This window comes from Acetivibrio cellulolyticus CD2 (assembly GCF_000179595.2).
Taxonomy (GTDB): domain Bacteria; phylum Bacillota; class Clostridia; order Acetivibrionales; family Acetivibrionaceae; genus Acetivibrio; species Acetivibrio cellulolyticus.
In genome coordinates this window covers 1,526,192-1,540,509 of sequence record NZ_JH556653.1, presented here as the reverse complement: position 1 = coordinate 1,540,509, position 14,318 = coordinate 1,526,192, and the positions used below count along the sequence as shown (strand labels likewise).

5 protein-coding genes are annotated in these 14,318 nt (G+C 36.1%); 4 read left to right on the top strand and 1 reads right to left on the bottom strand.

Going from position 1 to position 14,318, the window contains the following annotated elements; genetic code table 11:
• Positions 1–136 precede the first annotated feature (136 nt).
• From ACECE_RS0208790 to ACECE_RS0208780, 3 genes are all read left to right on the top strand, one after another.
• A complete protein-coding gene (locus ACECE_RS0208790; RefSeq protein WP_010246703.1) occupies positions 137–745 on the top strand; it encodes an OB-fold-containig protein in 609 nt (202 codons plus the stop codon).
• A gap of 3 nt (positions 746–748) precedes the next feature.
• Positions 749–2,854 (top strand): hypothetical protein, encoded by a 2,106-nt coding sequence (locus ACECE_RS0208785; RefSeq protein ID WP_010246702.1) that lies wholly within the window; start codon positions 749–751, stop codon positions 2,852–2,854.
• Positions 2,855–2,946: 92 nt separating this feature from the next.
• Positions 2,947–7,974 (top strand): DNA repair ATPase, encoded by a 5,028-nt coding sequence (locus tag ACECE_RS0208780; protein WP_162862508.1) that lies wholly within the window; start codon positions 2,947–2,949, stop codon positions 7,972–7,974.
• A 103-nt stretch (positions 7,975–8,077) separates the two neighbouring features.
• Here the strand turns inward: ACECE_RS0208780 and ACECE_RS0208775 are convergent, their stop codons facing one another.
• A complete protein-coding gene (locus ACECE_RS0208775; protein ID WP_010246700.1) occupies positions 8,078–11,089 on the bottom strand; it encodes a stalk domain-containing protein in 3,012 nt (1,003 codons plus the stop codon).
• Positions 11,090–11,739: 650 nt separating this feature from the next.
• On the opposite strand from ACECE_RS0208775, the gene ACECE_RS29230 reads away from it, so the two are divergent.
• Complete coding sequence (locus tag ACECE_RS29230) at positions 11,740–14,064, top strand: cohesin domain-containing protein (protein WP_010246699.1); 2,325 nt, start codon at positions 11,740–11,742, stop codon at positions 14,062–14,064.
• The last annotated feature ends 254 nt before the right edge of the window (positions 14,065–14,318 follow it).

Genomic DNA, 14,318 nt, shown 5'->3' with positions numbered 1-14,318 from the left:
TTGACTATATATTTACATTAGAGAAAAGTGTAAATAAGGCCATTTTTGGATAGATTTAATGTCTGATTTGTAAAAATTTTTATGCCTAATACAATAAAATTCAAAATGCAAATTTCCTGAGCGAAGGGGATAAGTTATGGTCAACTTGCTTAAAACAGCTGTAACAGGGGTTAATCTTATTCCAACTACATTGTTGGGATTAATTATTTTATACTGGCTGATAGTTATAATTGGTGCACTTGATATTGATTTTTTTGATTTTGATCTCGATGTTGATATTAGCAATCCATTTTATGATTTTCTGGCTTTCTTTAATACGGGTGATCTGCCTTTTATGCTTGTATTAAGTATCTTTAGCCTTCCTTTCTGGACCATATCCATGATTGTAAGTGTTTTTGTATCAACGGGTTGGCTGAATATTGTTTTGATTATCCCCAATATAGTGCTGAGTTTATTTATTACTAAAGCTGTTACACAACCGTTAAAGGGTGTGTTCAAAGGTATACTAAAGCAAGATACGGATACTGAGAAAAAAATTGAGGGACAGCTTTGTATACTTTTGGGCGATCTTACTTATGGACGTTTAGGACAGGCTGAAATAGATAGAGTAGGGTCTTCAATTAGGATTAATGTGAAGGTTGATGCTGAGGGTGAAACTCTCTTCAAAGGCGATAAAGCAATTGTTATAAAAAAAGACCATGAAAAAGATTATTATATAATAAAAAAGTTTGAAGGAGTGTGTTAAAACATGTCTGAAATTACACAAATTATTGTAGTTGTAGTTGTTGCCTGTATTATTATTATTTTTGGTATACTTGCTTTGTTTTCAAGGTTCTACCGCAAAGTGGATCAGGGTAAGGTTGTAGTGCGAAATGGTGTCGGAGGTCCGGTGGTTTCCTTTGGAGGTATACTGGTTGTTCCTATACTGCACCAGGCAGAGATTATGGACATTTCCGTTAAAAGGGTAGAAATTGCCAGAGAAGGTAAGGATGGACTTATCTGTAAAGATAACTTGAGAGCAGATATAAGGGTTGCATTTTTTGTTCGTGTAAATCAGACTAAGGAAGATGTTCTTAAGGTTGCACAGCTTTTGGGATGCGCTAAGGCATCAGAACCAGGTACATTGATGGAATTCTTTGATGCAAAGTTTTCCGAGGCATTGAAAACTGTGGGTAAGCAGTTTGATTTTGTACAACTCTACACAGAAAGGGAAAAATTCAAAGCTGAGATCCTTCAGATTATTGGTACAGACCTAAATGGATATGTACTTGATGACGCGGCGATTGATTACCTTGAACAGACGGATATAAGCAAGCTGAACAGCAATAATATATTGGATTCGGAAGGTATAAAGAAGATAACCGAGCTTACTTCCAAACAGTTGGTACTTGCCAACCAGATTGAGCGCGACAAGCAAAAGACGATTAAACAACAGGATATTACAGCAAGAGAAGCTATTTTGGAGCTTGAAAAGCAGAACCAGGAAGCAGAAGCAAAACAGATCAGGGAAATTGCCATTATTAAAGCCAGGGAACAGGCGGAAGCAGATAAGGTTTCACAGGAAGAACGTCTTAAAGCTGAAATGGCACGTATCAGAACAGAAGAAGAGATTGCCATTGCTGAGGAAAACAAACAAAGACAGGTTATAGTTGCACAAAAATCAAAAGAGAGTACTGAAGTTGTTGAAGCAGAACGTGTTGATAGAAAACGTCTTCTTGAAAAGACAGAAAAAGAAAAGCTGGTTGAGCTTGCAGAAATAGACAAACTCAAATCTGTAGAAGAAGAGAAGAAGAATATTCAGACTGTTATCCGAGAGAGAGTGGCAGTTGAAAAAGATGTGGTTATTGAAGAGGAAAAGATCAAGGATACCCGTGCATTTGCTGAGGCAGAGCGTGTTAAGGCTGTAGCGGTTAAAAAGGCTGAAGAGGAAGCTGATAAGAAGTTGATTCTTGAAGTAAGAACTGCAGAAGCTGCAAGACAGTCAGCAGAAAAGTTTGCAGAACAAAGAATAATTGAGGCAGAAGCAAAACTCAAGTCCTCAGAAAAAGAATCGGAAGCAATAAAGACTCTTGTCGATGCGGAAGTATTGCAGGAAGCAACAAAAGGGCTTGCTGAGGCTCGTGTTATTGAAGCAAAGGCAGTTGCTATCGAGAAAGAGGGCGCTTCAAAAGCAAAAGTTTTAGAAACTACAGCTCAGGCTGAAGCAAAGGCTATAGAGATGAAATCGTTAGCTGAAGCTAAAGGCGAGGAAGCAAAGGTGGAAGTAAAAGAAAAGGCAGGAACAGTTGAAGCTGATATTATGTCCAAGAAATACCGTGCCGAAGCTGAAGGTATCGCTGAAAAAGCAAACAGCATGAAAGCGCTTGATGAAGCAGGAAGATCACATGAAGAATTCAAGCTTAGACTTGAAAAAGAAAAGCAAATCGAGCTTGCTAATATTAATATACAGAAGGATATTGCCGAGTCGCAGGCTTCAGTTATCAGAGAAGCTCTTAAGACTGCCAAGATTGACATTGTTGGTGGAGAGACTATGTTCTTTGACAAGATTATCGGTTCAGTATCACAGGGTAAATCATTTGACCGCATGGTAAACAGCAGTGAAGTGCTCAAGGATATTAAAGACACATTTATTGTAGGTGATCCGGAGTATTTCAAATCACAATTACAGAACTTTACTTCCAGGTTTAATATGACATCTGAGGATTTAAAGAATTTGACTATTTCCGGTGCCATAAATAAAATGATGCGTCAGGCGGATTCAAAGGATATTCCTATACTGTCCAAACTTTTGGAAACTGTAGAAAAAGCAGGCTTTGCAGGCGAATCTGCTGCATTTATAGAAAAGCAGAATTGATAAAAATCTCTGGGTGCATTTAATGTACCCAGATTTTTTGAATATTAGCTTTGCATATTATTTCAATAAATAAAGACGAGGTGTAAGTGGCTGTGGATGAAGTCAAAAAAGGCGAACAAACCGAACAAACCGTGCAAAAATCCGAGGGATTGGAAAACGGGACATATGAAGTTATAAAAAACCGGTTGCTCAAACATGGTAATGACCTCAAAGAGCGTCTTGAAAAGCTGAATGATGCCAGAAAGAAAGTTTTTGGATCGATTGATACAACGATTATTGGAAGTGAACGGCTTATCACAGACAATAACTGTGTCCCACGAGATATGGTTCCCGTGGGAACTTCCTTTATATTCGGATATAATGTCTATATGGGGCTTAAGGCAAAGGTGGAGCTTGAGGATGTTTTTGCCATGTATGAGTATAAAGATCATACCTTCCAGAGGATTGCCCTTGACCCCATTAAAGATAAGCAGTTTCAAATTGATTTCAGCGAATTGTATACATATTATAAAAATACTTTTTTTACCAAGTTTACGTTGATTGAGCCTAACCTTTATATGATATTTCAGACCGGTAAAAGTGCTCAGGATATAAAGGTATTCAAATGGCTGGTTGAGGAAGGTAAGATAACGTATATTGATAACAGGAGCGATCATGAAGTAAAATTCCAAAAAAAATGCGAATTTGATTGGAGCAGGGTGAGAAGAGAGGATCAAAGGGATGGACTCTTTCCCCATGTTTCAATTCAGGATAGAGTGTTTGTAGAGACTGTAAGCGGTGACCTTACTATAAAGGTAGAGGATAACACCGATACCGGTAAGGGCATTTACTCTGAGGCTGTAGAGGACAAAGACCAGACGTTGGATGATGCAGAAATTTATTATACAATTCTGGGAAATATTATTTTGCTCAAAATCAAGCCTTACAAAGAAAACGAATTCAGATATTTTATTTTTAACGAAAAGCTCAAAAGTGCTGTACGAATTGACGATATAAAGGAAGCCTGTATGCTTCTGCCGGATGATCATGGACTTATTTTCCCCAAAGGTTATTATTTAAAGAGTGGTGAATATAAACTATTTGATGTCCCCGTGGATAATTGCATTTTCGAACAGAAGGATGAAGCTCCTAACGGTGAGGACTATCAATTCTTTTTCTACAATATGGATACTGGAACGTACCTGGTTTATTCCTATAACCTGATTGACCAAACTTTAGAAACCCCTATTGTTTGCAGTGGCTTTTGCCATTTTGACAACGGTGAAATGGTAGTCTTTAAGGCTGCTGATGAGCCTAGAAAGAACCATATGGTTCAAATCTGGCAGACTCCTTATGTAAGTAAGAATTATGTAGTAGAGACAAAGGATGACTCAATTCTTTATAAAATTGGCAATAAGGATATAGTTCGCTGTATGGCAGATTGCAGACTTTTGTACAATCTGATTCAAAAAGGTGAGGGATATCAGGATATCTATCACGATATCGTAAAGGAATCAACTCATATAATGGACTCTTACTTCTGGGTTTCAAAAGAGGAAGCCTTTGATATAAGGAGTGTACTTGCAAATGTAAAAGAGTCAGCTTCCTCTGCAGTTGGTGAATTTGAAAAGGTTACAAAGATTAGAAAGGCTACAGCCGAACAAATTAGCGCAGTAGATGAAAAGACACAAAAACTCTTAAAGGACATAGAATATGGCAATTTCGACAGTGTTGATGACTATGTAACGGTTTTAGCAAATGTAAGAAATATCAGAGGTGAGATTGTTTCACTTAGGGATCTTAGATACACAGACGTGCCTCTGATTGAATCGTTAGAAGCAAAGGTAAAAGAAAAGAATGAGTTGTTCTCACAGAAGTGTGTAGAATTTCTTTTGAAGCCGGAAGGGTTAAAACCATATATAGATAGGGTTACAGAGCACCAACAGAAAATTGGCGGGATTGATAAGTCATCAGTGGGGAAAGAACTTTCTGAGGATATGGCAAAGACTTCTTTAGACCTTGAAATGCTCATTGATATTGTTAGCAACTTTAAAATTGAAGACCCTACAAAAACAACAGAAATTATAGAAAATATATCCTCAATATACTCGCAGTTGAATCAGGCAAAGGCGAAGCTCAAAACCCGCATGGGAGAATTGGCGAGTGTTGAGGGAACAGCACAGTTCAATTCCCAGATGAAGCTATTAGACCAGGCGGTAGTAAATTACCTCGATATTGCCGATACTACCGAAAAGTGTGAAGAATACTTAAGTAAAGTAATGGTCCAAATTGAGGACCTTGAAGGAAAGTTTGCAGATTTTGATGATTATGTCATCAAATTATCTGAAAAACGTGAAGAGCTGTATAACGCTTTTGAAGCAAGGAAACAGGTGCTTTTGGAAAACCGGAGCAAAAAAGTAACAGCCCTTGTAAATGCCTCTGACCGTGTGTTAAACGGGATTGCAAACAGACTTAAGAGCTTTTCCACAATCAACGAGATAAACGGCTACTTTGCATCGGATATAATGATTGAGAAGGTAAGAGATACAGTTGATCAGCTTGAGGCACTTGGGGATACTGTTAAAGCCGACGAAATACAGGGAAGGCTTAAGACAATTAAGGAAGAAGCTGTACGACAGCTCAAGGATAAGCAGGATCTCTTTGTTGGAGGGAAAAATGTAATAAAATTCGGAAACAGGTATTTCTCTGTAAATACACAGAAACTTGATCTTTCCGTAGTTCAGAAGGATGGAGAACTCTATTTCCACATTTCAGGAACAGATTTCTGGGATAAAGTGGCCGACGAGAGGCTGGATAAATTCCGTCATGTATGGGATCAGAGCTTGGTATCCGAGAATAATGCTGTATACCGCGCCCAGTATCTGGCGTATAAGATATTTGAGGCTGCCTTAAACAGAGAAGGAACTTCAGTTGAGGAACTCTCTTCTTACTCTGATGAGCAGCTGCTGCCGTTTATACAGAAGTTTATGGAACCAAGGTATCAGGAAGCATACACCAAAGGTGTACATGATTTGGACTGCCGGAATATACTTGGGACTCTAATAAGTTTACACAAGAATATAGACCTTCTGATTTTTAATGCGAAGGCTAGAGCAATGGCTCAACTCTTCTGGGTACGTTTTGGGGGATCGGTAAAAGAAAAATTCGGCACCCGTTTAAAAGAGCTGGCAAAAGTGTCAAAATTCTTTAAGGCTGAGCCTGACTTAAGTGCATATATTCCTGAGGTAAGGTCTTCAATGGAGGAAGCTTTTCTGGAGGTTTCATTTATTGATAAAGGTCTTATAGATGAAGCTTCGACCTACCTTTGCAGGGAATTAATGAGGGGAGATATGTTTGTAATAAGCCTTGAAGCGGAAGAAGTTTATAAGGTTTTTATGACTTATCTTAAAGAAAAGAAGGCATTGGAGCATTTCAATGAATCAATGAAAATTATCGAAAACGATCTGGAAGGTTTGTTCTACTTGGTACGAGAGTGGTTGTACGCATTTTTTAAGGAATCGGGTATGGTATACGGATACGATGCGGTTTATGAAGTAATAATCATGTTGATTTTAAATAGTTATAACTCAAGCAGTGTAATACAGGCCTGGACAAAGGCTGAAGTATCAGGGCTTGTGGGCAATCATCCAATAATTAAGGAAGGAAAATATGCGTTTTCCTACACCGGATTTTTGGAAAACTTGAGAGAGTATGATGCAACTATCGTCAAGGATTTCAATGAGTTTCAGGAGCTTAAAAAAGAGCTTACACAAAGCTGTAGAAATGAACTTAAGCTGGATGAATTCAAATCAGATATTCTGTCTTCATTTGTAAGAAATATGCTTATAGATAAGGTATATCTGCCTCTTATTGGAGATAACCTCGCAAAGCAGATTGGGGTAGCAGGAGAGGACAAGAGAACCGATTTGATGGGAATGCTTTTGCTTATATCTCCTCCCGGTTATGGAAAGACAACCCTTATGGAGTACATTGCAAGCAGGCTTGGTATAACCATGGTTAAAATAAACGGTCCGGCAATCGGAAATGAAGTTACTTCCCTTGATCCTGCGTTAGCAAGGAGTACTGGTGCAAAAGAAGAAATTAAGAAACTGAACCTGGCTTTCAAGATGGGTAACAATGTAATGATCTATATTGACGATATACAGCACTGTAATCCAGAATTTTTGCAGAAGTTTATTCCGCTTTGTGATGGACAGCGCAGAATTGAAGGTGTATACAAAGGTGTTGGCCAGACCTATGATCTTAGAGGAAAAAAGGTTGCTGTCGTGATGGCAGGAAATCCTTATACTGAGAGTGGCTCTAAGTTTCAGATTCCGGATATGTTGGCAAACAGAGCTGACGTCTATAATCTCGGAGACATGTTAAGAGAAAATGAAGAGGCGTTTATGCTAAGCTACATTGAAAACAGCCTGACTTCAAATCCTGTTTTGAGCAAGCTTGCCACAAAGAGTCAAAAGGATGTTTATACCCTTATAGAAATTGCAAGAAATGGCCAGAGGGAAGGGTTGGATTTTGAAGGAAACTATACAGCAGAAGAGATAAATGAGTTTGTGCTGGTAATTAAAAAGCTGTTAAAGGTCCGAGACATTGTACTGAAAATAAACATGGAATATATCCGTTCTGCCGCTCAGGCCGATGAATACAGGAATGAGCCGGCTTTCAAACTTCAGGGATCTTATAGGAATATGAACAAGATTTCTGAAAAGATACTGCCTGTCATGAACGACGATGAGCTCAATAATTTGATTGCGGGCACTTACGAAAATGATGCCCAAACCTTAGCAACTAGTTCAGAGGCAAATATGCTCAAATGGAAAGAAATTGTAGGCTGCCTGAGTGAACAGGAAGCGCTTCGTTGGCAGGAAATCAAAAGTGTATATAGTAAAAATAAACTTGTCAAAGGAGATGACAAAATTGGTCAAGCGGTTCTGATGCTTGGCGAATTTAGCGAGAAACTAGGTAGGATAAGTGAAGTTTTAAATGAAGGTTTGGAAAAGACCCAAAATGAGGCTTCAAATCTTGCAAATCTCACTGAGGCAGTAACTCAACTGAAGGAAGTGCATGGAATGGGTGTTACTAAATTTTTAGAACGTCTATCCCAAGGTAAGGCTAAAAGTTAATTGTTTTTTTTGCGTATATGGATTTATTTGTGGGGCGGTTCTTTACGTTACTAAAGTTATGAAAAAGACGTAAGAACCGTCCCTGTGTATACTTTTAACTGAATTATTGCAAAACATTTCTAACCAAGGAGTTTCCCGACAGAGCGTTCAATATCCCTTGATTGTCATAAAACAACGGTGTGCACTGTGATTTTGTCAGTTGGGCCTCTACTGAACGAGTACCAATATTATAGACTTTTGTTTTACCTATTGCTTGCGTACTATCAGGGTTAACCATATATATGTTCTCATCAAAAGTCATTACACCTGTACTTTGTAATGTACTAGTGGAAAACACTTTTGTTTTACATATAACGATTCCCTTATCTTCGAGAACTAATATAGGTGTATCCAATGGATCACGACTAAAATCACTATATGAAAAATTAGTCTGAGCTTCTTTGGTTATAGTATCTCCATTAATATTATATTTAAAGATATTACTTCCTGCATTTCCTGATGACCAGCCAAACTGGTACCAAGTATAAATCGTTCTTCCATCTTTACTAATGTAGAAATCACCAACGGACTCAATCATTTTACTTAATTTGGATTCTGTAAATGATGCAGTATCGAAAACCAATAACTTTGGAGACCACTCACCAGAGGTCACAAACAACTTATCTCCGGATGTTTTGATTTTCAGGTTAGAGTTGTCATCATAATAATTATTTGAGTAACTTAAGTTCCTTGTAATCTTTTTATTGTCAATGTCAACCTCAGTAATCAAGGTATCTTTATCAAGATTTGCAATGTATATTTTAGAGTTATCTTCTGAAAGCGTCAGATTTGATGGCTTATACAATAATTTGATAGTGGATTCAATCGTGTATGAGTTGTTATCAACGATAAAAAGATTATTTAATGCACTATCAATAGCATATATCTTATTCCTTACCTTATCATAAATAGCATTGTTAATTGCGCCAGTAAATTTAATTGAGTTGGAAGCAGATGTTTTTACAGGCGAGACTGTTGCTGTGTCAGTTATGTTCGCATCTACCTTTTCAATATAACAACGGTTTTTGATGCTATCTGATATTGAAACACAGTAAAAAGCTCCATCACGCAAGAACATTCTTTGAATACTTCCTGTAGTGGTATAAGTCTTTGCAGCACTGAATGTACCATAGTCATAGGCTGTAATTGTAGACCCGCTTGCAGTATAGAAATTATTCGTATCAAGATTGAACTCGATATCGCTAAACGTCTTCCCAAGATTATACACAAATTTAACATCCTGATCCTTTGAGACATTTGATGAAAAGATTGTCCCTGCTGAGTTAAACAAATATTTGCCGTCAGGAGAGATTTTAAAATAAGGAGACATTTTATAATCACCATGGTATGGTGAATCATAGCTATTTGTAAATACACCGTCTGTATAATCATACATCTTATAATCTATTGGTGAAACGTTTGTATCAATAGTATATAGTCGATCGTAAACAGGATGAAGTTCAATATAAGATCCCATTCGGATTGAAGAATTATTACCCATAGTTTTTGTAGATGTATCATAACTTTTCAAATCTGTCCATTGATCTGATCCGCCTGTTATATAAAGCAAACCATCATGCCCTACCACAAAGTCAAATGGGTCGAAATCCAGATAATAAGTATCTAAAACGTTAAGTGTATTTGGGTCCACAGCTGCTATATCACCTGCTTTTCCACCATTACTCTGATGTCCCTGGGTTAAACTAACATACAGTTTGTTGTTATAATACCGTAAAGCTTCTGGGGTCTTCTCAAAGGTTTTATATAAAACTTCCTTTGTCTGATAATTGATTGAATAAAGTGTCTTACTATTTTTAGCTGTTATATATATTATTGGCTTTTCAGGGTTAATTGTTGATCTGTTGAATTCAGCACTTTGCTTACTATTATCCGGCTTCAAATCTAAAGCAATACCATTTATTTCAGGAGATGGTGTCGAAGATGGTACTCCATTCGTTTGACTTGAATCGCCTGGAATTAAAAGAGGAGGATGTATTTCATTAGAGGATGCAGCTGATGGAGTAAATTTTCCAATCCTTATGCTATTTATCATTCTGTTTAAGGCATTCTTCCATAAATAGATTTCGTTACTATCGCACATAAACATCACTGAATATTCTTTGCCACCCAAAGAAAAGTAAGCATTTGACATATATAATGGAATATCATTGTCAGGACTTTTTATAATCCCATCACTTCTCAAGACGTTGATTCCATTGACGCTATAAAGTTTATTTTCAATCCATTTTGTGCTTTCAAAGTTTTCATTCAACGACGCTATGATATTATTTAAAATCTCATTCTTGTATTGACCTACCTGTTTATTGGTTATTGAAACATCCGTATGTATAACTTGAATTATTGAACCATCAATATTGTTTTGCCATAATACATCTATGACAGTAGATTTATCTGTACTAGGTGGTATTGTAGCATTAGAAAAAGCAACTGGAATATCGAGCTTTAATCTATTATTACATATAACTCTACTTTCTAAAATTGTTTCATAAAATAGATACTTTACTTGTTTCAGCATTTCTTTTTCAGCATTAATGTTAAATAAATCCTTAACATCACTAACAATTATAACACCATCGTAATAAAGAATATTCTTATTCATTATTTTTTCAACCATTGTTCTTAAGGGAAGGTATAATCTCCCCCCAATACTACTGGCAGGTGCATCCAGGTTATAAGTGCTGTTATTCAATGAAAATTTGCTGCTGTTCAAAGTGATAGAAGCAGTTTGATCGCCATAAAGAATAGTTGCTGTCGAAGTTGATGCATTCCAGTTTATTTGTGCGCCAAGTTTTTCTGATATAAAACGAACTGGTACTAATGATCTACCATTAACAATTACTGGCATTATGTCAGTGTTCTGATTATCGATAACCGTTTCAACATTATTTACGTATGCTTTAGGTGTGCCAATACATAAAACGATTGCGTTTTTTAGCCTGCTGCTGATTATACTTGAATAATCACTTGAAAAAGCACTCATTGGTTGAATCATCACTACATAGACAAGTAAAACAAAAACAGCAAGAAACTTTCTGGTGAATTTTAGACCTTTCAAATAAATCACACTCCATATCAGTATTGTATATTTAGTTTTTTTATAACCGTTGATGATTAATAAAAGATTTAGAGGTTATAAGATGCTATTGAATTTATTGGGATTTTTTACTACCATAATTAATATTATATCTTTGATGAAATTTAGTGTCAATAGCGCATACAGCTTATCAAATCAAAATAACTGTAAACATACCCCTCAAAATTTTTCTTTTTTTCGCATAGATAATATGAATTTAAGAAGAACTGTGGTAATATTATTTTATAGTTAGGAGGATTAAATTTCTATATAGACTGTCAAATTGAAAATATCATTCAGATTTGACTATATTTAATTCATTGTATCCATTAACTATCGCTTCAAAAAATATTAGACTTCGACATAGCATATCAAAATAGCATATAACGTGGTGCTCTTAAATTTAATTACAAAAACTATTAACAAATATATGTTTCTTATACCATTATTTTTAGACATTATAATAATCAACTTTATTTATATGAAAAATAAGAGAATAGTATGCGACTTGGTTAATGAAATGGTAAATTATAGAGATTAAGTTGATGAAAAGGTATGTGAGTATATTCTGAACCCATTATGCTAGTGGGTTTTAGAGATATATATTTTAATTATTTTGAGGAGGATGTTTTATGTACATGTCAAAAATCAAAAAGGTTATTTCCCTAGTATTATGTGCATTTATTTTATGCATGATGATACAAGTGGAAAGAACGGAGGCAGCAACTGGATTTACAGTTAGTGTAGGTTCAGCGTCAGGTGAAAATGGGGCGACAATAGTAGTACCTGTAAACTTTGCAAATGTTCCTTCAAACGGAATCAGTACAGCAGATATGACAATCACGTATGATTCAAGTAAGTTGGAATATGTAAAAGGAGAAGCAGGAAGCATAGTTACAAACGCTTCTACAAACTTTGGAATAAACAAAGAGTCAGACGGTAAAATAAAAGCATTATTCCTTGACTATACAATGTCAAATGGATACATAAGCCAGAGTGGAGTATTTTTAAACCTTACGTTTAAAGTGTTAGGCTCTGGAGCTACAACTGTAAGTATAAGTGGCGCAACATTTGGAGACAAAAATCTCAGTACAATATCTTCTACATTAAATTCAGGAACAATAAATGGTGGTGGAACAGTATCAACACCTGTTAATACTTCAACAGTATCAACACCAACAAAGACTTTAGCAGTATCAACACCAACAAAGACTTTAGCAGTATCAACACCAACAAAGACTTTAGCAACATCAACACCTGTTGTAGTTGGAAGTGGATTTACAGTAAGTGTAGATTCAGTATCAGGTAACAATGGATCGACAATAGTAGTACCTGTAAGTTTTGCAAATATTCCTTCAAGTGGAATCAGTACAGCAGATATGACAATCATGTATGATTCAAGTAAGTTGGAATATGTAAGTGGAGAAGCAGGAAGCATAGTTACAAACGCTTCTACAAACTTTGGAATAAACAAAGAGTCAGACGGTAAAGTAAAAGCATTATTTCTTGACTATACAATGTCAAATGGATACATAAGCCAGAGTGGAGTATTTGCAAATATTACATTTAAAGCATTAAGTTCAGGAACTTCAACTGTAAGTATAAGTGGTGCAACATTCGGAGATAAAAATCTAAATAGTGTATCAGCAAAATTTAACTCAGGAACAATTACAGTAAATGGTGGTGGAACAGTATCAACACCAGTGCGTACAACACCGACGCAAACAACACCAGTGCGTACAACACCAACGCCAGCTACTTCATCTGGAAATTTTTCAGTTAGCTATAGCCAAGATGAATGGAATAGTGGAGCTACTGTAAGTATAAGTATAAAAAATAACGGATCTTCACCAGTAAATGGCTGGACAGTTAGTTTCAATTACTCAGGTGACCAGAAGATAACAAATGCATGGAGTGCAAGTTATTCGCAAAGTGGTAATTCCGTGACATTTAGCAATCTAAATTATAATGCTGCTATTCCTGCAGGTGGATCAGTATCATTTGGGTTTGGTATTTCATTTACCGGAAAGAATTCAGTGCCGACCAATTTTACTGTTAATTCAACATCAGTAGGTTCAGGGACTTCAACACCTGTAGTAACACCAACAAAGACTTCAACAGTAGTAACACCAACAAAGACTTCGACAGTAGTAACACCTGTAAAGACACCAGTAATGGGAACTGGATTCACTGTTAGTGTAGACTCAGTATCAGGTGGCTATGGAACGACAATAGAAGTACCTATAAGATTTGCAAATGTGCCTTCAAGCGGAATCAGCACTGCAGACATGACAATCACGTATGATTCAAGTAAGCTTGAATATGTTAGTGGAGCAGCTGGAAGCATAGTTACAAATGCTGCTACAAACTTCGCTATAAATAAAGAGGCGGTTGGTAAAATAAAGGTATTATTCCTCGATTATACAATGTCAAGAGAGTATATAAGTAACAATGGAGTATTTACAAATCTTACATTTAAAGTATTAAATTCTTCAGCTACTACTGTAAGTATAAGTGGTGCAACATTTGGTGACAAAAACCTTAATACTGTATCTACAACATTAATCCAAGGATCAATAAACGGTGGAGGAACAGTATCAACACCAATAACAACACCAGTAACATCAACACCAGTTTCTACACCAACACCAGCTTCATCTGGAGATTATTCAGTGAGCTACAGCCAAAATGCATGGAACAGTGGAGCTACAGTAAGTATCACTATAAAAAATAACAGTTCTTCACCACTCAACAACTGGACGCTTAACTTTAATTATTCAGGTGATCAGAAAATAACAAATGGATGGAATTGTAAATATAATCAGAGCGGTACTTCTATGACAATCAATGGCGAAAGTTATAATGCTTCAATTCCCGCAGGTGGATCAGTATCTTTTGGATTTAATATTTCATTTAGCGGAACAAATACAGCACCAACTAACTTTACTGTGAAATAAACGTATTTATGTGCTGTAAACTTTATTAACACAATAACTAGCTGTTTTAAAGGGGTGTTGCGAATGCAACATCCCTTTTACATAATATTATATTAAAATAGTAAAACTTAATCCCTTTTAGTGACATAATTACTAAGGTATGGTATAGTAAAATTATTACATTTAGTGCTTTTATATATGGTTCTACTTTAATTAATATTAGGCATTTGCAAAATGACTTAAAAAATCAGATGTAAAAAGTTAGAAGAGATGTA